General features: G+C 40.5%; 25 protein-coding genes. 19 read left to right on the top strand and 6 right to left on the bottom strand.

Annotated elements, in window-relative coordinates; translation table 11 throughout:
- The first annotated feature begins 37 nt into the window (after positions 1-37).
- From thiD to J3L16_RS11340, 10 genes are all read left to right on the top strand, one after another.
- Complete coding sequence (gene thiD, locus J3L16_RS11295; protein ID WP_207613088.1) at positions 38-868, top strand: bifunctional hydroxymethylpyrimidine kinase/phosphomethylpyrimidine kinase; 831 nt, start codon at positions 38-40, stop codon at positions 866-868.
- On the top strand, positions 865-1875 hold the full coding sequence (locus J3L16_RS11300; protein WP_207613089.1) for an FAD-dependent oxidoreductase: 1011 nt from the start codon (positions 865-867) through the stop codon (positions 1873-1875). The genes thiD and J3L16_RS11300 overlap by 4 nt, the downstream gene beginning before the upstream one ends.
- A gap of 11 nt (positions 1876-1886) precedes the next feature.
- Entirely contained in the window at positions 1887-2087 is a 201-nt protein-coding gene (gene thiS / locus J3L16_RS11305) for a sulfur carrier protein ThiS (protein WP_207613090.1), read from the top strand.
- Between the two features lie 2 nt (positions 2088-2089).
- Positions 2090-2863, top strand: a complete 774-nt coding sequence (locus J3L16_RS11310; RefSeq protein ID WP_207613091.1) for a thiazole synthase — start codon at positions 2090-2092, stop codon at positions 2861-2863.
- 7 nt (positions 2864-2870) lie between these two features.
- A complete protein-coding gene (locus J3L16_RS11315; protein ID WP_207613092.1) occupies positions 2871-3491 on the top strand; it encodes a thiamine phosphate synthase in 621 nt (206 codons plus the stop codon).
- The gene (locus J3L16_RS11320; protein ID WP_207613093.1) at positions 3488-4489 is read left to right on the top strand and encodes a HesA/MoeB/ThiF family protein; all 1002 of its coding nucleotides are present in this window, start codon (positions 3488-3490) and stop codon (positions 4487-4489) included. Before J3L16_RS11315 ends, J3L16_RS11320 begins: the two co-directional genes overlap by 4 nt.
- An 11-nt stretch (positions 4490-4500) precedes the next feature.
- The gene (gene tenA, locus J3L16_RS11325; RefSeq protein ID WP_207613094.1) at positions 4501-5196 is read left to right on the top strand and encodes a thiaminase II; all 696 of its coding nucleotides are present in this window, start codon (positions 4501-4503) and stop codon (positions 5194-5196) included.
- A gap of 21 nt (positions 5197-5217) precedes the next feature.
- Positions 5218-6660 carry a sodium:solute symporter gene (locus J3L16_RS11330; RefSeq protein WP_207613095.1) on the top strand — a complete coding sequence of 481 codons (1443 nt, stop codon included), beginning with the start codon at positions 5218-5220 and terminating at the stop codon, positions 6658-6660.
- 84 nt (positions 6661-6744) lie between these two features.
- Positions 6745-7836, top strand: coding sequence for a DUF3300 domain-containing protein (locus tag J3L16_RS11335; protein WP_207613096.1), 1092 nt, complete (start codon positions 6745-6747; stop codon positions 7834-7836).
- A 77-nt stretch (positions 7837-7913) separates the two neighbouring features.
- Positions 7914-8774 carry an MBL fold metallo-hydrolase gene (locus J3L16_RS11340; RefSeq protein WP_207613097.1) on the top strand — a complete coding sequence of 287 codons (861 nt, stop codon included), beginning with the start codon at positions 7914-7916 and terminating at the stop codon, positions 8772-8774.
- A 74-nt stretch (positions 8775-8848) separates the two neighbouring features.
- On the opposite strand, the gene J3L16_RS11345 is transcribed toward J3L16_RS11340, so the two are convergent.
- The 3 genes from J3L16_RS11345 to J3L16_RS11355 are packed head-to-tail and all read right to left on the bottom strand — an operon-like array spanning position 8849 to position 12320.
- Positions 8849-9028, bottom strand: coding sequence for a hypothetical protein (locus J3L16_RS11345; RefSeq protein WP_207613098.1), 180 nt, complete (start codon positions 9026-9028; stop codon positions 8849-8851).
- On the bottom strand, positions 9009-10151 hold the full coding sequence (locus J3L16_RS11350) for a PepSY domain-containing protein (RefSeq protein ID WP_207613099.1): 1143 nt from the start codon (positions 10149-10151) through the stop codon (positions 9009-9011). The genes J3L16_RS11345 and J3L16_RS11350 overlap by 20 nt, the downstream gene beginning before the upstream one ends.
- Before the next feature lie 27 nt (positions 10152-10178).
- The gene (locus J3L16_RS11355; protein ID WP_207613100.1) at positions 10179-12320 is read right to left on the bottom strand and encodes a TonB-dependent siderophore receptor; all 2142 of its coding nucleotides are present in this window, start codon (positions 12318-12320) and stop codon (positions 10179-10181) included.
- A gap of 172 nt (positions 12321-12492) precedes the next feature.
- Between J3L16_RS11355 and J3L16_RS11360 the strand changes: the two genes are divergently transcribed.
- From J3L16_RS11360 to J3L16_RS11380, 5 genes are all read left to right on the top strand, one after another.
- Positions 12493-13089 (top strand): TetR/AcrR family transcriptional regulator, encoded by a 597-nt coding sequence (locus J3L16_RS11360; RefSeq protein ID WP_207613101.1) that lies wholly within the window; start codon positions 12493-12495, stop codon positions 13087-13089.
- 212 nt (positions 13090-13301) lie between these two features.
- Complete coding sequence (locus J3L16_RS11365; RefSeq protein WP_207613102.1) at positions 13302-14111, top strand: nidogen-like domain-containing protein; 810 nt, start codon at positions 13302-13304, stop codon at positions 14109-14111.
- Positions 14112-14374: 263 nt separating this feature from the next.
- Positions 14375-15679 carry a tyrosine--tRNA ligase gene (tyrS, locus tag J3L16_RS11370; RefSeq protein WP_207613103.1) on the top strand — a complete coding sequence of 435 codons (1305 nt, stop codon included), beginning with the start codon at positions 14375-14377 and terminating at the stop codon, positions 15677-15679.
- A 271-nt stretch (positions 15680-15950) separates the two neighbouring features.
- Positions 15951-16151 (top strand): PLDc N-terminal domain-containing protein, encoded by a 201-nt coding sequence (locus J3L16_RS11375; RefSeq protein ID WP_207613104.1) that lies wholly within the window; start codon positions 15951-15953, stop codon positions 16149-16151.
- 1 nt (position 16152) lies between these two features.
- Positions 16153-16383, top strand: a complete 231-nt coding sequence (locus tag J3L16_RS11380) for a PGPGW domain-containing protein (RefSeq protein WP_207613105.1) — start codon at positions 16153-16155, stop codon at positions 16381-16383.
- 71 nt (positions 16384-16454) lie between these two features.
- On the opposite strand, the gene J3L16_RS11385 is transcribed toward J3L16_RS11380, so the two are convergent.
- The gene (locus J3L16_RS11385; RefSeq protein ID WP_207613106.1) at positions 16455-17018 is read right to left on the bottom strand and encodes a hypothetical protein; all 564 of its coding nucleotides are present in this window, start codon (positions 17016-17018) and stop codon (positions 16455-16457) included.
- 107 nt (positions 17019-17125) lie between these two features.
- Positions 17126-17845, bottom strand: a complete 720-nt coding sequence (locus tag J3L16_RS11390) for a transporter substrate-binding domain-containing protein (protein ID WP_207613107.1) — start codon at positions 17843-17845, stop codon at positions 17126-17128.
- Positions 17846-18277: 432 nt separating this feature from the next.
- Between J3L16_RS11390 and J3L16_RS11395 the strand changes: the two genes are divergently transcribed.
- The 4 genes from J3L16_RS11395 to J3L16_RS11410 all read left to right on the top strand — a co-directional run bounded on the left by J3L16_RS11395 (position 18278) and on the right by J3L16_RS11410 (position 23838).
- Positions 18278-20242 carry a polysaccharide lyase family 7 protein gene (locus J3L16_RS11395; protein WP_207613108.1) on the top strand — a complete coding sequence of 655 codons (1965 nt, stop codon included), beginning with the start codon at positions 18278-18280 and terminating at the stop codon, positions 20240-20242.
- A 71-nt stretch (positions 20243-20313) separates the two neighbouring features.
- Positions 20314-21309, top strand: a complete 996-nt coding sequence (locus tag J3L16_RS11400) for a hypothetical protein (protein ID WP_207613109.1) — start codon at positions 20314-20316, stop codon at positions 21307-21309.
- Between the two features lie 126 nt (positions 21310-21435).
- Positions 21436-21807: a glutathione S-transferase N-terminal domain-containing protein gene (locus J3L16_RS11405; protein ID WP_207613110.1), complete on the top strand. Its 372-nt coding sequence runs from the start codon at positions 21436-21438 to the stop codon at positions 21805-21807.
- A 99-nt stretch (positions 21808-21906) separates the two neighbouring features.
- The gene (locus tag J3L16_RS11410) at positions 21907-23838 is read left to right on the top strand and encodes a prolyl oligopeptidase family serine peptidase (protein WP_207613111.1); all 1932 of its coding nucleotides are present in this window, start codon (positions 21907-21909) and stop codon (positions 23836-23838) included.
- Between the two features lie 52 nt (positions 23839-23890).
- Here J3L16_RS11410 and J3L16_RS11415 read toward each other — a convergent pair whose 3' ends face one another.
- On the bottom strand, positions 23891-24670 hold the full coding sequence (locus tag J3L16_RS11415) for a BPSS1780 family membrane protein (RefSeq protein ID WP_207613112.1): 780 nt from the start codon (positions 24668-24670) through the stop codon (positions 23891-23893).
- Between the last annotated feature and the right edge of the window lie 235 nt (positions 24671-24905).

Raw genomic sequence — 24905 nt, forward strand, 5'->3', positions numbered from 1 at the left:
CTCTTCCTATGTCGCTTAGTAAACCTTGGTGATATAGATGTACACTTCTTCAAAATCGACGCCCATAGCCCTAACCATAGCAGGCTCCGACAGTGGTGGCGGCGCTGGTATTCAAGCTGATTTAAAAGCCTTTTCTGCTCATGGTGTGTATGGCGCTAGTGCCATTACCGCGGTAACAGCGCAAAACACCCAAGCTGTCACAGCTATTCACCCTATTCCTGTGGATTTAGTCACAGCACAAATTCATGCAGTGCTAAATGATTTAAATGTACAGGCCATTAAAATAGGCATGCTGTTTTCCGTTGACCTGATTGATACAGTAGCCCGCGCAATTGCCGATTTTGAAGGGTATGTTGTGCTCGATCCCGTTATGATTGCAAAATCAGGAGATGCACTTTTACAACAAGATGCAGTCAACGCCTTAGTAAACAAGCTCATTCCTCGTGCCGATTTACTTACCCCAAATTATCCCGAAGCACAGGTGCTGCTGGGATTACCACAGCATCAATCACTGGATGAGACTCAACTTACAGACTATGCAAGTGCACTGCTTAATTTAGGCGCAAAGCATGTGTTGTTGAAAGGCGGTCATGGTGAAAGCGCAATGTGCACAGATTTACTCATAAGCACAGATAAGTCTACGACTACATTTAAAGCTCCTAGAATACCTACCCAAAACACTCACGGTACCGGTTGCACCTATTCTTCTAGCATCGCGGCATTGTTAGCAAAAGGAGTAGATATGGAGCAAGCTGTAGAACAGGCCCATAAATACCTTCATCGTGCCATTGAATGTGCCGACCAGCTAACCATAGGTCAGGGTCATGGACCAGTACATCATTTCCATGAATATTGGGAAAACCAATGATCCCACAGTGGAATAAGTCGCAAACCGTCACTGTCATTGGTGCTGGCGTGGCAGGGCTTTGTGTCGCCACAGAATTGCTACAACGAGGCATAACGCCCCAAATAATAGAAGCTCAAACTGAACCAGGCCCTGCGTCGTGCTCTTGGTGGGCTGGCGGAATGCTATCGCCATTGTGTGAAGCAGAAAGTGCTGAAGAAGCCGTTACTCGATATGGTAAAAAAGCAGCGGCATGGTGGCAGTCTCATACGGGATTAGTAAAACAAAATGGTTCTTTAGTGGTTGCCCTTAAACGGGATCACAGCGATTTAAATCGTTTCGCAAAGCGCACTCAAGATTACGAGCTTATGGACAGTGCAGCTATCGCAGCACTAGAGCCTGATTTAAGCGGCCCTTTCACACAGGGTTTGTTTTACAAATCTGAAGCCCATTTAGCCCCTCGAGAGGCTCTAACTGCATTAAAAAACAACCTCTTAAAACAAGGGGTTAAATTTGTCTATTGTGCGGCGCAACCCGAAACCATAGCCGAACACAGTTTAGTGGTCGATTGCAGAGGGATTAACGCTAAAAATGACACTCGTGGGTTGCGAGGCGTAAAAGGTGAAATGCTTATTTTACGTTGCCCAGACTTAGCTATCCAAAGGCCAATCCGCTTATTACACCCAAGAATTCCACTCTACATTGTGCCTCGTGGTGATGGCGTTTATATGTTAGGCGCAACCATGATAGAGAGCAGCGCCAAAACCCATGCATCTGTGCGTTCGGTTATGGAATTACTTAACGCCGCATACGCGTTAAACCCTGCGTTTGGCGAAGCGGAGATTTTAGAAATTGGCGTAGATAGCCGACCTGCTTTTAACGACAATTTACCGAAAATTCGCCATCGCGGCCACATTATCACTGCCAACGGGCTTTACCGCCACGGCTTCCTATTAGCGCCGAGTCTAGCCATTATGGTGGCAAATTATATTCATACCGGTACCAAGCCTGAATGGTTTGAGTCAGTATAAAAAGGTTAAAAATGATATCTATACAGGTAAATAGCAACAATTTAACATGCAAATCGACGAATTTAGCTACATTACTCGTTGAACTAGAATATGCCGACTCAATTGTTGCAACTGCGTTGAACGGAGAATTTGTTGCTCAAAACAACAGAGTAAATACGCCAATTCAACAAGGCGATAAAGTTGAAATACTTGCACCGATGCAAGGAGGCTAGCAATGAAAGACTTTTACGGTGTGCACCTCGATACCCCTTTTATGCTGGGAACCGCACAATATCCATCTCCCGCAATTCTTGCTGAGGCTTTTACTCGCAGTAAAGCCAGTGTGGCTACTGTATCACTGCGCAGAGAAGCCAGTGATAACAAAGCAGGACAAGATTTTTGGCAGTTAATCAAACAGCTTAACGTTCGCGTTTTACCCAATACTGCTGGCTGCCATACGGTAAAAGAAGCCGTAACTACAGCCCATATGGCAAGAGAAATATTCGGTACAAAATGGATAAAACTTGAAGTTATTGGCGAAGAAGACACTTTGCAACCCGACGTATTTGGCTTAGTTGAAGCTGCGAAAATTCTGTCAGAAGACGGTTTTCAAGTATTCCCCTACACCACCGAAGATTTAGTGGTCGCCGACAAGCTTGTTAACGCAGGGTGTCGGGTATTAATGCCTTGGGGCGCGCCAATTGGTTCTGGGATGGGGTTAAACAATGTATTTGGATTGCGGGCATTGCGATCCCATTTTCCCGATATTCCTTTGGTAGTCGATGCTGGTTTGGGTTTACCTAGTCAAGCCACACAAGCAATGGAGCTAGGTATTGATGCAATACTGCTGAACACCGCAGTGTCAAAAGCGGGTGATCCCGCCATGATGGCTGAGGCCTTTGCTTTGGCTATTCGCGCAGGCCAACTCGCTGTTGGCGCAGATCCTATGGAGCCCAGAGACATGGCTTCGCCTTCTACACCTATTTTTGGCAAAGCATTTTTAGATTAAGCATATTATGAATTTAAGCCGTTTTTACCCCATATTTGATAGCAGCGAATGGATTAAACGCTTAGTACCCTTAGGCATTAAACTTGTTCAATTGCGTATTAAAGATACCAGCGAAGCTGATGTTCGCGCCCATATACTTGCTGCCAAAGCAGTGTGTGAACAACACCAGTGTACCTTAGTCATTAACGATTATTGGCAGCTCGCCATTGAATTAGGTTGTGATTGGGTTCACTTGGGACAAGAAGATTTAGTCTGTGCCGATGTCGAAAAAATAAAACGCGCTGGGCTGAAATTAGGGATCAGTACCCACGACGATGACGAACTCGCGCTAGCCCTTAAGCTCAATCCTGATTACATAGCTCTTGGCCCTGTTTACCCTACTATTTTAAAGAAAATGAAATGGCATCAACAAGGCTTAGAAAAAGTCACTCAGTGGAAACAAACTATAGGTGGCATCCCTCTTGTAGCCATTGGCGGCATGTCTGTTGCTCGGGCTGAAGGTGCATTTAATTCAGGTGCCGACATAGTCGCGGCTGTTACCGACATTACATTAAACCAATCCCCTGAAAAACGGGTGCAAGAGTGGCTACAAGTTTGTCGTAGTGATATCCCAGAGGAAACACAGTGAGTCGTTATCAGCGCCAAACTTGCTTGCCTCAAGTTGCTGACGCAGGCCAACAAAGGTTAAATGATTCTCATATTTTGGTTGTTGGCGCAGGCGGTTTAGGCTGTGCAGTCTTACCTTATCTGGTATCAGCGGGGATTGGCAAAGTCACCCTTGTAGATGGCGACAAGGTGTCATTGTCGAACCTACCAAGGCAAGTACTTTACAAAGAATCCGATGTAGGCAAATCCAAAGTGGAATGTGCAAAAGCACACCTGAACGATTTAAATAGTGATTGCCACATTAAGATTCACAATGTATCGCTCACACCCAATAATGTAGCCATATTGTGCGAAAATGCTGACATTGTACTAGATTGTGCCGATAATTTTGCTGCGAGCTATGTGTTGTCTGATTATTGCCAGCATGTATCTTTGCCACTGGTCTCGGCTTCGGTGCTAGGTTTTGATGGTTATGTTGGTGGTTTTTGTGGAGGAAAGCCTTCATTACGAGCCCTATTTCCAGAATTACCCCTACGAGCAGAAAATTGTTCCTCTGCTGGCGTTATGGGGCCAGTGGTAGGCACCATTGGCAGTATTCAAGCGCAATTTGCACTTAATATTTTATTGAATTTATCTCCTTCGCCTCTTGGTCAATTGCTTTCTGTGAATTTAAGCACTCTAGCCCAAAGTGGGTTTCGGTTTGATAACGCCCCCGAGCCTACCGCAGAGCAGCAGTTGCACTTTATAGACAGCGATGACCTTCATAAAAATGACTGGGTGGTTGATTTACGTACACCCACAACAAAGAAAACAGACACTTTACCCAGTATCGCGTATTTATCGCTTAATGATTTTCAACAGAACAAACCTTGTCCTGACAATAGCCAACGGGCAATTATTGTATGCAAAACAGGGCTAACTGCATGGCGAGCAGCCCGCTGCTTACAGCAATATTGGCAGGGCGAGATTAAATTAATCGCAATGGGCGACTCACCTTTATCTTTTATTCACTCACAATAACGAATTTAACTATGACAACAGACATACCTAACTACGGAAACACATTCGCATTAATGCGCCAAGGTTGCTTACCCCAGTGGGAAGCCTATATTCAGCATGATTTTGTAAAAGGGTTAGCTGACGGGTCTTTACCTCAAGCGTCTTTCCTACAGTACATGGTGCAAGATTATGTTTATCTAGTTCACTACGCACGAGCGTGGGCCTTGGGTGTAGTAAAAGCGGAATCTCCCGAGGAAATGCGTTTGTGCGCGGCAACCGTAGATTCACTGATCAATCATGAGTTTTCCTTACATATTAAAACCTGCGAAGCCCAAGGGATTAGTGAAACAGAATTGTTTAATGCCAAAGAAGAAATGGAAACGATTGCGTATACTCGGTACGTTTTGGATTCAGGCATGCAAGGTGACTTTTTGGACCTAATTTTAGCTTTAGCACCCTGTGCATTTGGCTACGGTGAAATTGGGTTAAGATTGAAAGGTTTAGTTTATTCTGGGCACCCTTATGAAAAATGGATCAACACCTATTGCGGTGATAAATTTCAACAAGTCTGTGTTGAAGTAGGTCGTTTGGTTGATTTAGCCATTGCAACTCGTGTTGGCGAAAACCCAACACAAAGCCCTCGCTGGGATAAAATGCAAGAACGCTTCACTAAGGCCACCGAACTTGAATCAGCCTTTTGGGGCATGGGCCTAAGAGCTGGGTTATAGACGTTAATTTAGGAATTTTTTGTGCTTACCATACACACCACACTTTTTTGGCTTAGCTTATTTGCCGTTATTTTTGCGGTGGCTGGCTTTATGTTTGCCCGCCGCCATCAAGACGGAATTGAAAACTTCATTGTTGCTAGAAATAGCCAAAGTAGTAATGCCACTACCCTAACCCTATTAGCCACGACTATGGGAACTTGGGTACTATTTGGACCTGCAGAAACAGCGACATGGGGCGGAATAGCGGCCATTTTTGGCTATGCCCTAGGTACCTTAGCCCCTAATTTAGTTATGATCCCGCTAGGTCGACGAATTCGATCCATTATGCCTTCGGGCCACACACTCACCGAATTTGTAAGAGCGCGTTACGGTAACAGTGTGTATATTTTTGTTCTGGTGATCATGCTGGTTTATTTGTTTATTGGTTTGTCTGCCGGGCTTACGGGGATTGCGCAAACGGTGGCTTTAATTGCCCCCGTTCCACTTTGGATCACCGCTTCAGTTGTTATCTTGTCTACATTGCTTTATACGATTTACGGTGGCTTAAAGGTGACTATTTTCACCGATCGTATTCAGATGTTTGTAATATTGCCCTTTATCATTTTAATGCTGGTTTTAGGTTGGCAGGCAACAGGTGGTATAGCCCCTACCCTTGCAGGTTTAAAAGAAAAAGCGCCGCAACTACTTAATCCCTTTGACACAAATGGTGTGGAAACCGGTGTCACCTTTTTCTTAGCAGTTTGCTTAACAGGTTTGTTTTACCAGGGAACTTGGCAGCGTATTTTTTCTGCGAAAGACGATACCGCGGTTCGCAATGGCTTTTTAATCAGTGGTTTGATTAGCTTTCCGATTATTGTTGCCTTTGGTTTGTTTGGTTTAGCCTTTGTGGGGTTGTCTTTGCCAGGTTCAAGCTCTACCGCTATGTTTAGCGTCGTACTAGACAATGCCCCATATTGGTTGTTGGTCGGTATGATAGTCTTTGGTCTTGCCCTTATAATGAGTAGTGCAGATTCCACCATCAGTGGTTTTCACAGTTTATTTATTGTTGATCTTCACAGACTATTCCCAGCCCTTAGCCATAAAAAACTGGTGCTTACGTCTCGTTGTTTAATTGTAGTGATCTCTGCTCTTGCACTATTCGTTGCATCTAAAGGCTACAGTATTCTTTACTTGTTTTTGTTATCTGACCTATTGTGTTGTGCGGCAACTTTCCCAGTATTTTTTGGTTTTTATAATACTCGCTACCAAAGTTACCAAGCCTTAATCAGTATTGTAGGTGGGTTAATAGCAGGTTTATTGTATTTTCCAAAGCCCGGTGGTCCAATTGAATTTTTGTTTGAGTCGTTTTTACTCGCAACCTTTGTTCCTGTTGGCATATCCCTGTTGTTACTGTTGATCCCCAACAATAAAAGATTCGATTTTTCAACGATTACCCGTAGCGTCAAAGGAATTAAAGCATCATAAACTAAGCGGTTATTTTCAGTTCAGTTATTGTTAATACAGGGTGCTTTACTTTAGTTCTACATTCTCTTGATTAGAGTCAAACTTATGCAGAACTTTACACGCTTGATCGCATTATGCACATTCGCAATTGTGGCGAATATGGGCGCTATTCACACTGCTCATGCTAGCCACGCCAGTACCGAAAAATTAACTAATGAACAAGCTGAATTGGTGTCTTTGCTTGCCCCTATTGCGTTATACCCTGATGAATTACTCAATCACGTTTTAATTGCATCGACCTACCCTAGACAAGTCACCGACGCGAACCGTTGGGTGCGCAGACACCGCAACTATGGGCCGAATGAATTAATTGGTTATTCGAAATCAAAACGCTGGGATCCCAGTGTAAGGGCTTTATTGTCTTTTCCTGATTTATTATCAACGTTAAGCAGAGATTCTAGGTGGTTAGATGATTTAGGTTATGCCTATTCTCACCATGAACATCAGGTGTTCGATGCCATACAACAATTGCGTTATGAAGCAAGGGAGTACGGACACCTAACCAGTAACAACCTTGTACATGTTACCGACCATCATTCCTATATTGCTATTCAATCGGTTAACCCTAACTTTATTTGCTTACCTTATTACAATACCTATGCAGTATTTGGCCATTGGGGACATAGATACCGCCCTTATAACTGGAAGCGCCCTGCTCACTTTGTACAACGCGGTCATTATTCCTTTGGGCCTCAGGTTCGCTTTTTTGCCTTATCATCACATGCTCGAAACATCCGCTGGTCAAATCGTTACAACCATCAACAACGCAGACACAGTGATCGAGATAACAGGCATTCAAATCAATACAGTAATGCTCAGTTGCGTAAAAAGAAGAAACAAAGAGAATTAGAACAACAGCGTAAAGCCATTAAAATTAAATCACGGTTAATCGCTGAAAACAAAAAACAGTTTGAAGATGCGAAAAAGAAACGCAATAAAAAGAAACAGAAAGAATTAGAACAGAAGCGCAAAGCCGCTAAAATTCAATCACGGTTAATCGCTGAAAACAAAAAACAATTTGAAGATGCAAAAAAGAAACGCAACAAGAAGAAAAAAGCAGCTTCAAATAATCAACCGGCGCGTAATACCCGAAGAAATACAGATGAGTTAGTTAGTAATAGACATCATCGTAACTAACTTAAAACCTTGTTAATCATGGTCATGGTTTGCCGAATGCCTTACACTTTTAAAAAAGTATAAAACACTAGGCAGCCATGACTCGTTCAATTATCAACACCAAACAAAAGTTTTGGAAAAACACACTCTCATTTATTTTTTGCTACCTGTTTACCAGTACTTTCGCCAACGCCCATGATGCTTCGTCTACCTATTTAGCAAACGCATCTATATTGGTTACAAACGGCAAAACTAAGGTGTTATTCGACCCCTTTTTCCACAAAAACTTTGGCCAATATCAACTGGTACCAGAACAAACATTAAAGGCTGTATTTGCCGGATTACCGCCATTTGATGGTATTGATGCCATTATTATTAGTCATGCCCATGGCGACCACTTTGCCGCTGATGATGTAGTGCGTTATTTAATGCGCTATCCAGCAACAAAACTCATCGCACCACAACAAGCCATTAACCAAGTGAATGCGCTACCCGAAGCAAAAAAAATAGCAAAACAGCTATATCCGATAGAGTTGAAGTTCCAACAACCGCCAAGCTCGATGACAGTCGACTCGCTATTTGTTGAGGGCGTTAGAATTCCTCATGCAGGTTGGCCGCAGCGCGCTGATGTGGAAAACATCGTGTTTAGAGTCACCTTAAAGGATACCGACAAAGCCCCCATTACCGTAATGCATATGGGTGACGCAGACCCAGATGACGACCATTACCTGCCTTTCAAGGAACACTGGCAACAACAGCAAACCGATACCGCTTTCCCACCTTACTGGTTTTTCTTCTCGTCAGAAGGCAATTACATTTTAGATGAATTGATTAATGCGAAACAACACACTGGTGTACATGTTCCCACTGTGGTTCCCGACAAGTTAAAAGCCACAGGTAAAGACTATTTTTCTGTATCTGGAGACACGCGGGAAATAAAAGTGTCTACCATAGAATAATGAAAATACATGCTCGACACTAAATGAATCTAAGTTTGTTAATTGCCATACAACACCTAACCTTTGTATGGCATTTATGTTGAAAATAGAAAAGCAGACAATGTTATCACTATAATTAAGCCGCCCAATGTAACCCATGACACAACATCTAAAACTCCAGTACCCGTTAGCCCACTAATCAAACCTGTCAAACTCGTAACGGAGAGTAAAAAAGGCCAGCGAAAAATACCCCACTTAGTTTGTTTGTTTTTCATGTGAATTATTCCTAAATAAATCTGACTTGTTTATATTCAATTTTCGTCGTTTCAGCCACAAATAAACTCCTGATCCTAGTACGAGGATCGCCACGATATCGAGTAACGCCCAAATCAACTTTAAAGGCAGACCTGCGTAATCTCCAAAATGCAGAGGCCTAGATAAAAACAGAGCTTTTACTAATACAGGAACGTCTCGTGTAGCGGTAAACTCTCCTGTTTCTGCTTCAATAAGCACAGGCTTAATTAAATGTTTTGTAAGCCCTGTATTTCCTACCATGTATATACCGTAATGCTGCGGAGAGCTAAAGTTATTGCCTGGAAAAGCAATACTGTATGGACGCATTCCAGGTGAAATTTCTTTCGCCTTTGCAATGGCATTGTCAATAGAACTAAGGTTCACTGCTAAGGGCGCTCCTTCAAATTCGGCGACCATTTCTTTAAGTTCAGTCGCTTGCCATAATCCAGCGATGGGGATATCCAATGTATTTAATACACCTGTTGCTCCAACTACAAATAACCATGTCGCGGTAACAATCCCCGTCATGTTGTGTAAATCGAGCCACTTAATACGAGGGTTGTGAGTCTTTCGTACCGTTGCGAACCTTAAATTGCGCATAAACGGCGCATAAACAACAACACCTGAAACAATTGATACCAAAAATAGTATCCCCATTACTCCTAAAAACAATGTCCCGGGAAAGCCCATAAAGAATCGAATGTGAGCTTCTTCCATCCAAAATAAAAAGCCTTTATTTGTGGGTAAAGGCGTTATCATCTCACCCGTTCGACTATCAAAAGGCTGAATATGTCCTTCTTCGAACGGCGTAGCTTCCGTTGCTGCCATTGCTACGCTAATAATAGGAAACTCTTCTTCTAAAAAAACAAATTGAACAACATCATTCAACCGTTCAGCTTTTGCTGACGCTATGATCTCGTCTACTGTTGGAGCCGAAGCCTCTGTAGCCACTTCTTCAAATGGCGGTATGTAGAAAAACTGTTCAATTTCTTCGCGAAAAATCAGTGGCAAACCCGTTATACACAAAACAAATAGAAACAATGTACATATGAGGCTTGTCCACTTGTGGATCCCGTTCCAAATATAGAGAGAGCGATTTTTCATTTACCTGTCCTTGCGAAATTATTCCCATTACCACTCATAATTGATCCCAACAAGGGTTTGTCTAAGATTTCCAAATTGACAATAGATATCGAAGCTACAGCTAGTGTAATATTCTTTATTAAAGAGGTTTGATACGTTGAAAGTTAAGTCAATACCGTCCCATGAAGGGTTAATTTCTTTAAGGTTATAGCGCAGCGCTAAATCAAAAACGGTATAAGAAGGTGAACGCAATGTATTAAGATCGTCTCCATAGCTGTCAGATACATAACGTACACCGCCTCCCACATTTAGGCCAGTTAACGGCCCCACAGGTATACGGTAACTCGCCCAAACCGATGCGAAACGTTCAGGTACGGCTTGCGGTCGCTTACCTACGACCGACTGAACAGATGATTCAGTAACTTCTGTATCCAACCAAGTAGATGACGCAATTAGTTCCAAGTTTTCAGTTACATTCCCTCGTACTTCAAACTCCAATCCACGAGAACGTATTTTTCCATCCTGTACGCTAAATCCAAACGTACTACTGGGTGTAAGAACGTTATCCTGCTCGATATCAAAGATAGAAGAGGTTACAAGTATTGATGTTTTTGAAGGCTGATATTTAATACCAGCTTCAAACTGACGTGCTGTAGTGGGTTGAAATTCGTTACCATCTTCGCCAACGCCAATTGTCGGCTCAAATGACGTTGAATAGCTTATATAAGGCGCAAGCCCAAAATCGAAAAGATAGAGAAGGCCTGCTCTATAACTTACTTCTGTATCTTTTTGTTCGCTAACGGTATCAGTAAAATTATCATAGGTTTCTAATTCTGCAGAGTCATGACGCGCCCCGAGCGTTAAACGCCAATTTGCAATATCTATCTGATCTTGTATGTAAAAGCCTGTTTGTGTCTGGGTTTGACTGTTATCGACAATATCGACAAAAGGACCTACTGGCTGGTTGTAAACGGGGTTAACTACATCAAGTGATGTCGCTTGTCCAAAACTGTAAAGCCAATCTGCTGTATTACGCAAATAATCGACACCAACCATGAATTGATGATTGACCGCTCCAGTGGAAAAGTTTACCAGTATACGGTTATCGGCATTAACGCCCTTTGCATTTTCATCCGATTGAATTGCCGCTCGAGGCAGCAAGCCTTCCGTTGTCAATGGTGCAATAAACTGTACACCCGCAAAGTCTATATCTATATGGGAGTAGCGTAACGCAGAGTGCAGCGAGATGTTGTTGTAATGATGATCAAGTTCGTATCCAATGCCATATTGCTCTCTATCAAACCCTTCAGCACCAGCGTCTCCAAAATTAAGATTAGGGCCTAATGCACTTCGATAAGCTTCAGGTGCTAAATCTCTAGCAAGTGCTGAATTGAAGATGCCGCCCTCGGGATCGGAAGAATAAAACCCGCCAACAGTTAACGAAGTATCCGAGCTTGGGTTCCATGTTAAGCTAGGCGCAACAGCAACTCTTTCCTCATCAACATTATCAAAACGCGTTCCAGATTTTCGCCCAATAGATGCCAATGAATAAGTAAATTTTCCTTCTTCATCTATTGCTCCTCGGCTCGTAATACCAACTTGATATCTATTATTACTCCCCAATTCAGCGCGTAATGTGTTTTCTGTTTCATACGTAGGCTTGCGGCTAATTTGATTAATTAACCCTCCAGGGCTTATCTGACCATACAATACAGCAGACGGACCTTTTATGATTTCAATTCGATCGAGTAAAAAGGGATCAATTGAGAATTGAGCGAAGGCTTGCCCTCGTGGCAACCTTAAACCATCAAGAAAGCTGACTAAAGTAGTACTCGTTCCAAAACCTCCAAATCCTCGCAAAAATACACTGTCATTTCTTGATGTTGATTCAACATCAGACAACACACCCGATGAATATCGCAATGCTTCACTCACTGTTTGAGAATTTTGATGATCTATTTGGGCTCGGGTAATGGTGACAATTGATTGTGGTGTTTCAATGACTGATGTATTAGTTTTAGTTGCACTAGTTGCAACCTCTTCTAAATATCGTTCACTGGTAACCGTAATCGTTTCAAGGTTTGTAGTATTAGATTCATCAGAACCTTCTTGAGCCATAGAAAATGCCGATATCAAAGTAGCACCGATAACTACTGCGGACTTATTCACTTTAACTGCTTGTCTTTTCACTTTTATCCCTCTAGCCATTTTATTTAATCACAACCCGCAACAGGACGGGACTGTCCCGTTCAGTATAATGATAATCATTATCATATTCAACGATTTAAAATAGAGAATTTGTAGTTGATAGTAAGAAGGATTAAACTAAGGCATGGTTAAAAATGAATATAATCCAACTTTTTTGCAATCAAATGATAAAACCAGAGATAAGATCCTCGATGTAGCGGCGATCCTATTTTCTGAACGTGGTTATGCAGGAACTGCCATTGATCAAGTGATCAAAACATGCGGGATCGGAAAAGATACATTTTACCGCAGGTTCGCCTCTAAGCTGGACTTGTTTGAAGCAATGGCGGTACGAGAAAGAGAAATAGTCGAGCTGCGTTTTCAGGAAGTGATAAAACACAGTTCTGGAACGACCTTCGAACAATTAGAAAGTTCTTTTCGATGGCTTCTTGAGATAAATTTAGAACCTCAGTTGATTGCATATAAACGTATCGCATTTACCGAGGCTAGTGTCTTTGGTAAATCAGCTCAAGATGCCCCAAGCGCTATTACCGATTACCTTGTTGAATTAATGGAAAAGCTTATTGCGCAAGGCAATATCCAAGAAAATGATCCTAACGATCTAGTCATGTATATCATTAACAGCCTAATTCTTTCACCTATGATGATGGCAATGTTGGGTAGTCAACAACCACTGTCTTCAGATTGGCAAAAGCTTTATTTTGACCGCACATGGGAAAGAATTTTCCATGGATTAAAGTATATAAAATAAGACCCTGCCACAATAGCCATAAGAGACACTCTTTAATGGCGAGTATGGTTGCCCTTCAAAGATTGAAATTTTGCGAGGCCTTCCGTTTATGCCTGTCAGTTTTTTTTACACAAGATAATCACAAAAAAATTAAGCTATTGAAAATAATAAACTTTTTATAATGGTACGAAATGTGCTTTTTATGCATGAATTAATTTAACAGGGACGAATAAATGAAATTACAAAACTTAATTGCTGCTTTAACACTACCTTTTCTTGTTGCAACAAATTCCTATGCTAGCGCGATTGTCGATGGCTTTAATAGTAATTCACTTGCGGCGAATGACGACGGTTCAACTGGATTAGTTGATATCGGTTTTTCATTAAACTTTTTTGATTCTAACTTTTCCCAGTTATTTGTAAATAATAACGGTAACATCACGTTTGAGAGTTCGTTAAGTACATTTTCTCCGTTCGATTTAACATCAACAGGGCAATCGATAATTGCGCCATTTTTTGCAGATGTTGATACTAGAAATGGAGGAACCGTTAGTTACGGGGAAGGAAGTTTTGATGGTTTTAACGCGTTCGGTGTAAACTACATTGATGTAGCTTTCTTTGGTGGAGCAGGTTCATCAAACACAAATACGTTTCAGCTACTGTTAGTAGATCGCTCTGATATTGGCTCAGGTGATTTTGATATTTTGTTCAACTATGAGCAAATACTATTTGAAACAGGCACTGCAAGTGATGGTGACGAAAACGGTTTAGGAGGCTCATCTGCAAGGGTTGGTTTTTCAAACGGAAGTGGTGATATAGGTACGTCTTTCGAGCTTACTGGTTCAGCCATAAATGGTGCATTTCTTGACGGCGGAGTGAACTCGTTAGTGGACAATAGTTTCAATTCTGACATTGATGGTAGGTATATATTTAATGTACGCAATGGCAGCGTTGATTTTATCGCTGAAGTTCCAGCACCAGCTCCTATATCTATTTTAATGTTAGTAGCATTAGCAATAAGATGCTATCGCAAAAGTAAATAAACAGATAGTGTTATAAAATAAAAAAGAGTACTTATGTACTCTTTTTTTGAGCCTTTTAATCTTAAGCACACGCAGTCTTAAAGCACATTTTGCATAATCTCTCGCTCAAACTCTTTTCAATATTATAACCCGTTCCATTTACATCTAGACCATCTTTTCCCATTAACGTTAGTCACCCTGATGATAAGTTGTAAAACATCGTTGCTATCATTAGCATTAACTTTTAATATCCCTTCAGTTTTTATCAATACCCTTATTTATATATGAATACTAACCTCATTGCAGAGCTCACATGGCGTGGCATGGTGCACGACATTATCGAAGGCACCGAACAACAGCTGCAAAAAGAAATGACAACAGCTTATATCGGATTTGACCCAACGTCAGACTCATTGCATATAGGTAGCCTTGTTCCAATTATTTTATTGGTTCATCTGCAAAAATCCGGTCATCGCCCTATAGCCTTAGTCGGTGGTGCTACAGGTATGATTGGCGACCCATCGGGTAAATCTGATGAGCGCAATTTATTAAATGAAGAGACACTCGCTAACAATATTGCGGGTATCAAGAGCACCTTAGCTCGCTTCCTTGATTTTGACAGTAAAGCGGAAAACGCGCCTTTAATAGTTAATAACTATGATTGGATGAAAACCTTTTCATTTATTGAATTTGCTCGTGATGTAGGTAAGCGTATTACCGTTAACTATATGATGGCAAAGGACTCGGTTAAAAAGCGCATTAGTGGTGATAACACTAACGGTATGAGCTTTACTGAATTCACTTATCAGCTTATACAAGGCTATGATTTTTATCACCTTTATAAAGAACACAATTGCTTATTGCAAATGGGTGGCTCGGATCAATGGGGCAATATTACTACCGGAACCGAACTTGTTCGACGCATGAGTGCACCTGATGAGGCGAAAGCGTTTGCCATGACATGCCCACTTATCACAAAAGCTGATGGCTCTAAATTCGGCAAAACCGAAGGTGGAAACATCTGGCTTGATGCCAGTAAAACATCCGTTTATAAGTTCTATCAGTTTTGGTTAAACACGTCAGACGAAGATGCAGAAAAATACATCAAGATTTTCACATTTCTAGATAAACCAACTATTGATGAATTAATTAAAGTACACGCAGAAGCGCCTCATCAACGAGCCTTGCAAAAGAAATTAGCAGAAGAAATCACCTGTTTTGTACACAGCGAAGTCGAGCTAGAAAGAGCCATTGCTGCGTCAAATATGTTGTTTGGAAAATCCACTTCTGAAGAACTTCAGCAATTGGACGAACAAACCTTTTTAGACGTATTCGAAGGTGTCCCTATGGCAACAATCAGCAAAGCTGACCTTGCCGAAGGACTTGATATGATTGGCGCGTTATCAGCAAAAACGGAATTTTTGAAATCCAATAGTGATGCACGAAGAGCATTGAAAGAAAATGCGGTGTCGGTGAATAAACAAAAAGCCAATGAAGACTATGTGATCACCGAAAAAGACTTAATTGCACAGAAATATGTGTTGTTGCAGCGCGGTAAAAAGAACTACTTTTTGTTAAATGTTGAATAGCTTTTTAATTCAGCAACAAAGACTTATGTCGCGATAAAAACACACTAAACACAAAGCCGCTGCAATCAGCGGCTTTTTGTTAAAGCAATTAAAAACCATTTTAATTTCATTACATTTTTCACCAACAATTAGTCAAAACAACCAATTTCAACATCCTCACTTATTACCAAATAAGCATAACTCTCTGTTTTATAAGAACCTTTTATATGGCATTCACTTTGCAAACGTAAATACAAGGTTACTGAACTTCAATGCAATAGAGGGTTTTATTATGGATATTTTATGTTTCTTATTTAGCTTTTTCTTTGGCGCGATTATATGGCTTATTCCAGTGGTGATGATCCTAGTGTCTAAACGTTCTGAAGGTGGTGAAAAAGCAGCATGGATACTTGCCGTCATATTCATTTCTTGGTTCGCTTGGATATTTTATTTATTACTTGCGCCATTAACCTCTAGACGAAGAGCTTATTAAAATGGCGTCATTTAAGAAAGTCATGCTTACCTTTGCAGGGGCATTGTTTATGGTGCTAGGAGTGATCTTTTTGATTGTTCCTGGCCCATCTCTCTTGTTTTTTATACCAGGTCTTTGGCTGCTTAGTTACGAATATTCATGGGCGAAACCTTGGTTGCGCAAATGTATGGCTCTAATGAAGGTTGGCGCTCAATGGCTTGATAAGCAAATTCGTAGAAGGCGATACCCTTAATTAAGTTCCGCTTCGCTATACACCTAGATTGAATTTCTAAAGTATAGCGAAGCTAACACCTAATGAATCATTTAATATTCAGACGATACGTAATCAACATAATGAAAAGACTGAATAACACGCCCTTTGACTTTTCGATACCGCAACGGAGAGTATTGGTAGTTAATATACGCTTTACTGCGCCTTAGCACCCCTCCTAAATCAATTGTTTTTCCTTCCATGTCTGTGGCAATCAATCTATGTTTATACCCGTTATTATCCAGTACTTGCTTGGCCTCTTCATCTGAGCACTGTAGACCTTGACTTAACTGCTTGAACCTAGCTTTAAATACCTGATTGTGTTTGTGGCGCAACCCAACCACAAGATGAGTAATTTCATGTATTAAGGTAATAAGTAGCTTTGAATGCGCATGTGTGCCAAGAAATGCCGGGTTTATATGGATGTTTCCACAGTTACTTACGCTGCCGTAGCATCGCTTAGACCCATCAAATGTTAATGTACGGTAAGAATGTGCCCACTGAGACTGCGGAAAAATAGAGTAAACGTGGTCTAAACAATAGGATAATGCTTCTTGCACCCACTCCTTTGATATAGGAGATTGAGAAACAAGTGAAGACCATAAAAAACCTTGCATAACGTAAGTAACCTGAATCCTGTTTAAGTAGAAAATTCCAAAACATTTACGATAAACAATACCCTACCATTTGGGTCTTGTCTTGGGTTAGATTTACATTAAAGCATTTAGTGCACAGGGGGGGATTTTTCATCCTCATATTCTTGGAACTTCACATCTGCAAAAACTAATTTAAAGACTTCAGTTAATTCAGGTACAAGTGCCTTATGCTTCTTATGAATAAAATGATAGAAAGGCCTTTCATCAATAACGGCTGAATAAGGGAATTGTTCTGATAGCATGGCGAAATTGTTATCATCTTCAATAGACTCAGCAATCACTACAGCAATATCTGCCCTACCCTTTTTCACCATATCAAGAGCCTGTTGTGCATTAGACACAAGTTTAAAATCAAAGCCTAAGTCCGTTAATTTTGTATTTGTAGCCAAAATTCCACGAACGGTCACTAGATTATATCGGTTCAGATCTTCCCATGTTGTTATGTTTATATCGCCATTGGTCACGTATGCCTTAATTTTTGCAACATATATAGGTATGGGAATTTTAATGTGATCAGGCAGTGTATTTTCTGCAGCCGATGCTCGGATTAAATCACCATCAATAAAATGGTTTTGCTTCGCCTCTATAAGCGCTCGCTTAGAAGGCATTTCAATTAACTCAACTCGATAATTCAATGAATCATAAGCTTGCCGAACCTTATCGTACACCTCAGGCATTTTCACTACATTTTCGACAGTAACAAACGTGAGTTGTTTCTTCTGCTCAGTAGATTGCACCTCTCTACAAAAAAGGTGAGCACATAGGAAAAACAAAATGAGTAATTTCATAGAGGCTGAAAAAATATAAGTCCTTTATAAAGAGTATTGACAGTGAGTCATAAAATTTCAATTTAAAACTAAAATTACTTTTTTGAAAAATTCTGAAGAAGCACTTAAGTTCAGAACAATTAAAACGTCTCAAGATTGTCACCACACTCACTAAGAAAAAGACATTGCTAACAAATAGTTAAATATTGGTTAACCAATAAGTTACCCATTTATTTTTAATACACGTTTAAACATCTGATTATTTATAAAAATTTCCACTTAACTTGACTAAAGAATAACCACAACTATTGTTGCGATAATGTTAAAAGGTTGTTATGTTTGTTGAGCTTGGTTAAATAAAGCCTATAAAAATCAAAATAACCAAGCAAAAACCACTTACCAATAATGTTAATTGGTAACCACTTAAAGCAAACCACAATAAGGCTAGTAGAAATGATAAAGACTAAACCCCTTATAACTTTGTGTACACTCGCATTGAGTATTAATGCTGGGCTCGCTATTGCACAAACAATTCCAATTGAAAGTGTTGGTGACTTTGGTGGCACTGCGGCCAACTTCCCTCCCGAAAATGCTGTTGATGGAAATACTGATTTCTCTTCCCGCTGGGCAGCAGAGCTAGACGGAGACCCAACTAATATTTTTGTAGATTTTGGCTCAGTGCAACGTATTGATGATGTAGGTATTGCTTGGGGTCGCGGTGACGAACGTACTTATCGATTTGAAATTCGTGCTCGTGCAGGAACAAGTGGCTCGTGGACACTCGTTTTCTCTGGAACCAGCAGTGGTACTACTGATGGTATTGAAACATACAACGTAACTGATATGGACGCGCGCCAAGTTCGTATAAAAACCTTTGAAAATAGCGCAGGTACCGATTTTACCAATATTACTGAGTTTGAAGTTTATGGCGCAGCAGGTCGCAGTGGCAGCAACGCGGGCAATAACGACAATTCAGGTAATAACAATGACAACGATAATGACAGTTCTGTAACGGATAACTCTACCCGAACTGTCTTATTCGAGAAAAACGGGTTTAGTTTTTCTATCGATGGGGCTGGTGGTGCGCAAGAAGGCATTCAACTGTATCTATGGAACACCAACGAAAATAATGAAAATCAACATTGGGTAGAAAGCCAGATTGACAATAGCTTCTATCAATACCGCAAAGCAAACACCGACCTTTGCTGGGATGGCGGCGATGGTGGTGAGATACGACAAGCCATTCGATTAGCCCAATGTGATGTAGATGATATAAATCAACACTGGGAACTGATTGACCTTCCAAATGGAACAGTACGTATTAAAAAACGCGGCGTCAGCTTTTCAATCGACGGTAACAATGGCGCAGTCAGACGTCAGGTTATCTACTTATGGAATTCAAGCGATAGCAACGTTAACCAACAGTGGAGCATCATAGAAGTTGATGGTGATAACAACGGCACCGATAATGGCGGTGACAACGGTGGTGATAACGGAAACACAGATTCAGGAGAGTTCAATTTAGATCCAAACCTTGAGCCATGGGAAAACTTCGATCTTTCGGATTGGGTTATCGATACGCCTGCCTTTGCTAGTGATGGTGAATCACAGCGTTTTGGCGAAAATGACTGGGACGAAATTACAGATGAATCTCGTGAGTTTTTCTTTACTCATACTGATGGCGGAATGCGCTTTGTTACACGACTAGATGGCGCACGAACGAGTACAGGTACATCATTTGTTCGCTCAGAACTTCGCGAAATGCTTCGTGCTGGTAGAGACGGCATCAGCACAATCGGCTTGAACGAAAACAACTGGGTATTGGGTTACCAACCAACCAATCTAGATTTAGGCTCAGGTACAACCGATGCTCAAGATAATACCCCCACTCAACCAGGAGGAAGAAACGGCGTACTTACCGCTACGCTCAGAGTAAACAGGGTAACGACCACAGGTACCGGTGTGCATGTTGGAAGAACAATAATTGGCCAAATTCACGCCGATGATGATGAGCCAGTTCGGTTATATTATCGAAAAGAGCCTAATGCTACACGTGGTTGTATTTACGCACAGAGTGAAATACGAAATAGCAACGTAAGCGACGTTGAGTTCCCATTAGTCGGTGACGGGCAAAGTTGTGATGATAGTTCAAACGGTATCGCACTTGATGAATTATTCTCATATAAAATAGAAAACATTGATGAGGACATCATAGTAACTATTTATCGAGGCGATCAAGATGGCCAAGAAATTGGTAGAACAACCATTGATTTAAACGAATTAGGTAGCGGTTACGACAGAGACGACGAGTGGATGTACTTTAAATTAGGTGCATACACTCAAAATAATCGTGGAGATGACAGTGATGGCGATGTAATTACATTCTACCGCTTGAACAACACTCATGATAACAACTAAGTAAAAAAGTCCGTAAGTCAGTCAAGAAGAGGCCTAATGGCCTCTTCTTTTAAGATATAAAAGGTAGTGAAATGAAAATAGTCTTCGTCTTATTTCTTGCTGTCATAGTCTTTGTTTTGTTTGTGGTTAATTCTCAAGATACCGCGATTAATACAGATAACTTAGCGAGCGATAACGTCGAACAAAGCCGCTCAATTCCATCATCAAATAGCGAAACAACAGACATAGCTAATGCAAATAAAGAGTCTATAAAACAAGAAAAAAGTTCATTAAATCAAACACAAAAAAACAACTGTATTGAAGCCTGTGAAGATGTATTAAACGCTTTGCACCTAGGAACTCCCCTTACTTCTAAACAACTTGAATACATCGGAAACACCCCTTTAATTATTATCGAAAATCTAATGCATTCACCGGAAAAACTGGCTATTTTAATCAGTTTAGGTTTCGAAAATGATGACGATATCGACAATATCCAAAGAAGCTTAGTAGCCGAAAAAATAAAAATTAACTTATCCCATGAGCAACAAGAATATTTAGCCAATGCGTTGTTTGATTCCAATAATAAGCACGAAAAGCTCGTTGCATTAGAATTGATGACAAACATCATCAAGCAAGACAATGCTGACTTAGCAAGTTTTACACGTATATTAAATGAAGAAACTGATTCTGAAATACTCATCAGAGCCATCAATTTAACTCAGCAAGCCCAAGGGAAAAATAACAAGCTAAATCTGATGTCTGGGTTGACGGAAATTATCCATGGTGATCATTCGCCTCATATTACAGGTAACGCACTTCTAGCAAAAGCAGCGATTGCGCCCTCCCCTTCACATATCTATCGCGATGTACTGAATGCAGCTTATAGTTACTCAGATCAAAGCAAAGAGTTTGGCTTAACTGTTATTGCTTCTGTCCTTGAAAAAGACACGACTAACGAAGAAAACAGAAGCGGATGGGAGTCTGATTCAAATTTACAGCAAGTCATTGAATCAATTGCTGACAACAAAGATACAGATATAAAAATCAGGCGTATAGCATTGAATTTGATGGATAATTACTACTAAAAAATACGCTTGATAATATTGTTAACAATTTCACCCTATTTCCCCTTAAATATCGTTCACTTTAGGTTTAAAATAGCCTATCGATTCGTCCTATTTTTTGACGTGAAGCTTGAGTGAGTACCCAGTATGAAATTATTCGTTAAACTAATACGAAACCTATTAGGTTTTGTTATTGCATGTATTGATTATGTTACCCGAGGAACTAAGCTAAAGCGCCCACAGGAAGAGCAACAACAAATAAACAATGAACTCTCGTCATTATCTCTTTATCAATTTTTCGCATGTCCCTTCTGTATTAAAACACGCAGGGCTATGTATAAGTTAAATCTACCCATTGAAACACGAAGTGTTGCAGAAGGTTCTGCATACAGGGCTGAACTACTTGAGGGTGGAGGCAGAGTTAAAACCCCCTGTCTTCGTATTGAAAAAGAAGGTAATGTTGAATGGTTATATGAGTCTTCTGACATTATTCACTATTTACAAGAACGATTTACCTAGAGGCTTTGTCTCCTAGTATATGTTCGATTTGAAGGCATAAGTAACTTCGGATACTGTAACCTAATAACGTAGTAACAAGCCGTTTTACAAGGACGTATTATGCTCAAGCATATTTTCTTAACCTCAGTTTTATTTTTTTTTGCTAGTGCCGTTTTCGGCTCTGAAGCAGATTACTCCCCATTTAGCAGACTACCTGCTAATCAAGATATAGAGTTATCACCAAAGGCAACACAAATTGCATTTGTTGAAAACAGTGTTGCCCATGAAGCTGCTATTTTGAAAGTTTTTAACCTAAAAACTCAAAAAATGCGTGCGTTATTAAACTCAGACAATAAACGAGTGAAAATTAACTGGGTTCATTGGAAAACCGAAGAAATATTAATGGTTAGTGTTCGATACGAATCTAAACGGCCGAATGGGCATCGCTTTTACCAAAGTCGATTGTACTCAATTGACACGACCGCTAAAAAGATAAAAAAAGTAGAAATGTTCCGAACCTCGAACCCAGATTACTCACCTCAATTTCGAGATGAAGTTGTACATTGGTTACCTGATAACCCGAAATATATACTCATGCAGGCTGATTTAGATTGGCCCCAACGTCCTGATGTGTACCGTGTGAATATTAAAACAGGTAAACAAATACGGGTTGTTAAAGAACGTACAAAAATCAGGCACTGGATAGCAGACCGACAAGCAAAAGTAAGAGTGGGTTATGCTAGAGACTACGACAATGAAAAAATTGTCTATTGGTACCGCGATAATGAAGATGAACGTTTCACACGTTTGTTTGAATACAATAACTTAACAGACAAGCCCATTAGGGTTCTAGGGTTCGACGCAAACCCTAACGAGTTGTACTACACCAAGTACGATGGCAATTTCAACGCCTTGTATAAAATGGATATGACAACGCGCAAATCCACCCTGTTACTCAAACATGAAAAATACGACGTTTCCGGTTCTCTTATTGTATCGAAAGCTACTAACGACGTCATAGGGATAAGAGATTCACACTCACCGTTTGCGCGCTTTTACTTCGATAACACGCACTATGAATTCCATCGTAAACTCGAAAAATCCATACCTGAACACTACAATTCTCTGGTGAGTTTTAGCGACGACGAACAAATGTACATTATGAAAAGTCAGTCAGACAACTCACCTCCATTTTATTACCTTGGTGACAGACAAAAAAATCAGTTGCAGGGTCTATTAGCTACCTATCCAGAAGCTGAAAAGCTCGATTTACCAAAGCATAAAAAAATCACATACAGAACAAGAGATGGATTAGAAATTGAAGCCTATCTCACTTTACCCTCAAAAGGTTCCGCTCCCTACCCGACGGTAATTCACCCTCATGGTGGCCCCGGTGTAAGAGATTATCGTGGATTTGATTCATGGGTATCCTATATGGTGAATAAAGGTTATGCGGTCTTACGCCCCAACTTTAGAGGTTCAAGTGGTTTTGGATACGAATTTTCTTCAGCACAATACGGACGTTGGGGTTTAGAAATGCAAGATGACCTCACGGATGGTTTACAGTATTTATTTGACGAGGGTATTGCAGATAAAAACCGTATTTGTATTTTCGGCGCTTCCTATGGCGGTTATGCCGCTATGATGGCAACAGTAAAAACACCCGATTTATATACATGCGCAGTCAGTTTTGCAGGAGTAAGCGATTTAAATTTATTGAAAAAAGCGGAAAGTCGTTGGGTAGGTGGAGAGAAAATAGCCGATGTGCAAATTGGTGAAAAAAGCAGTGATGTAAAATCCCGCTCTCCTATTAATGGAGTAGACAAAATAATCACACCGTTACTTATCATGCATGGTAGCGACGATATTGCCGTAAAAGTTAGGCAATCTAGACGTTTTGCTAAAAAATTAAAAAGCAGCAACAAAGACTTCAAATACGTTGAGCTTGAACAAGGTGATCACCATCTTTCAATTCAAGGCAACCGTTCATTGTTTTTTAAAGAATTAGACCTTTTCTTAACGAAGCATTTGGGTGAAATCAATGAACAATAACTTATAAAAATTAGAATAACAGCAAGTGGAACAGATCCACTTGCTCGTTTTCTTACTCATCCACCTCGGCTAAAAATATCTCTCTGTACGCTGCGTAACTAGACGCAAAAGTAATAGGTATCGCCACAAAAACGGCTAAACCAAAGCTCAGCATTACAATTAGATATAAGGCAACAAGCCAAAATCCAAAAAGTAAAAAAGGCAATGTATTTTTAAAGCAGCCTACAAAGCTCTCTTTCATAGCAGTGAGTACCGGCATATTGTGAAAAACAATTAAGGCCGGAGCAAACCACACTGCCATAAACAATGGCGTTAACAGCAATAGAGCGAAGCACATCCCTAATAAAAGTTGAGTTACAACAAGGTTGGGGTTAGATAGAGCTTCATCTCCGTTCACTATTTCTGTGTATGTATCACCCAAAAATGCAAACATCACTAAAGAACTTATCACAGCATATAAAAGTGAAAGTTGTATTAGCGGTTTTAAATTATCCTTAAAAGCCGCAAACAAATAATGAACATCAAATGGCTTACCTTCGTAAACCGCTTGGCATCCCTTCATGATCCCGCCCTGCCAAACATAAAAAAGTAACGTAGCAGCAATAAAACCCAACAAAGGCACGAGTTGTAACCCAATTGAAATCACAAGCCACAACAACGCAGTTATAACCCAGGCTCCAGCATCTCTCTTAAATATCCGAAATCCTATCATCACCCATTGGTTAGCAGCCGTAATTTTTTTCGCTTGAGGACCTACGTATTCTGCATTGTCCTGACGGGTATTAGCTTGTATTTTTTCATCTGTCTGTATCTGGTTTTTATCTTCTGACAATGTATTTCTCTGACAACTCAAAGTCTGTTAACTTTATCTAATATAACACGTTCAAATTGATGACATTACCAATTTAACGCTTCTGGTTTATTAACAATATGCAAACTTAACGGTCAGTTACAGCCATTGAGGTACGCTTAAAACGGGAGAGCACTAAACTAGTGGGCCTATCTGTTATTTTATATCTTAATACTTCAAGGCAAATAATTCAGCTTTCAGGAGTATGACCTCCAAA

Source organism: Alteromonas sp. 5E99-2 (assembly GCF_017368475.1).
In the GTDB taxonomy this organism is placed as follows: Bacteria; Pseudomonadota; Gammaproteobacteria; order Enterobacterales; family Alteromonadaceae; genus Alteromonas_F.

Bases quoted from the DNA above. Each gene is read 5' to 3' on its own strand.
- thiD (WP_207613088.1), top strand. From the start codon at position 38: ATGTACACTTCTTCAAAATCGACGCCCATAGCCCTAACCATAGCAGGC.
- J3L16_RS11300 (WP_207613089.1), top strand. From the start codon at position 865: ATGATCCCACAGTGGAATAAGTCGCAAACCGTCACTGTCATTGGTGCT.
- thiS (WP_207613090.1), top strand. From the start codon at position 1,887: ATGATATCTATACAGGTAAATAGCAACAATTTAACATGCAAATCGACG.
- J3L16_RS11310 (WP_207613091.1), top strand. From the start codon at position 2,090: ATGAAAGACTTTTACGGTGTGCACCTCGATACCCCTTTTATGCTGGGA.
- J3L16_RS11315 (WP_207613092.1), top strand. From the start codon at position 2,871: ATGAATTTAAGCCGTTTTTACCCCATATTTGATAGCAGCGAATGGATT.
- tenA (WP_207613094.1), top strand. From the start codon at position 4,501: ATGACAACAGACATACCTAACTACGGAAACACATTCGCATTAATGCGC.
- J3L16_RS11335 (WP_207613096.1), top strand. From the start codon at position 6,745: ATGCAGAACTTTACACGCTTGATCGCATTATGCACATTCGCAATTGTG.
- J3L16_RS11340 (WP_207613097.1), top strand. From the start codon at position 7,914: ATGACTCGTTCAATTATCAACACCAAACAAAAGTTTTGGAAAAACACA.
- J3L16_RS11345 (WP_207613098.1), bottom strand. From the start codon at position 9,028: ATGAAAAACAAACAAACTAAGTGGGGTATTTTTCGCTGGCCTTTTTTA.
- J3L16_RS11350 (WP_207613099.1), bottom strand. From the start codon at position 10,151: ATGAAAAATCGCTCTCTCTATATTTGGAACGGGATCCACAAGTGGACA.
- J3L16_RS11365 (WP_207613102.1), top strand. From the start codon at position 13,302: ATGAAATTACAAAACTTAATTGCTGCTTTAACACTACCTTTTCTTGTT.
- tyrS (WP_207613103.1), top strand. From the start codon at position 14,375: ATGAATACTAACCTCATTGCAGAGCTCACATGGCGTGGCATGGTGCAC.
- J3L16_RS11375 (WP_207613104.1), top strand. From the start codon at position 15,951: ATGGATATTTTATGTTTCTTATTTAGCTTTTTCTTTGGCGCGATTATA.
- J3L16_RS11380 (WP_207613105.1), top strand. From the start codon at position 16,153: ATGGCGTCATTTAAGAAAGTCATGCTTACCTTTGCAGGGGCATTGTTT.
- J3L16_RS11385 (WP_207613106.1), bottom strand. From the start codon at position 17,018: ATGCAAGGTTTTTTATGGTCTTCACTTGTTTCTCAATCTCCTATATCA.
- J3L16_RS11390 (WP_207613107.1), bottom strand. From the start codon at position 17,845: ATGAAATTACTCATTTTGTTTTTCCTATGTGCTCACCTTTTTTGTAGA.
- J3L16_RS11395 (WP_207613108.1), top strand. From the start codon at position 18,278: ATGATAAAGACTAAACCCCTTATAACTTTGTGTACACTCGCATTGAGT.
- J3L16_RS11400 (WP_207613109.1), top strand. From the start codon at position 20,314: ATGAAAATAGTCTTCGTCTTATTTCTTGCTGTCATAGTCTTTGTTTTG.
- J3L16_RS11405 (WP_207613110.1), top strand. From the start codon at position 21,436: ATGAAATTATTCGTTAAACTAATACGAAACCTATTAGGTTTTGTTATT.
- J3L16_RS11410 (WP_207613111.1), top strand. From the start codon at position 21,907: ATGCTCAAGCATATTTTCTTAACCTCAGTTTTATTTTTTTTTGCTAGT.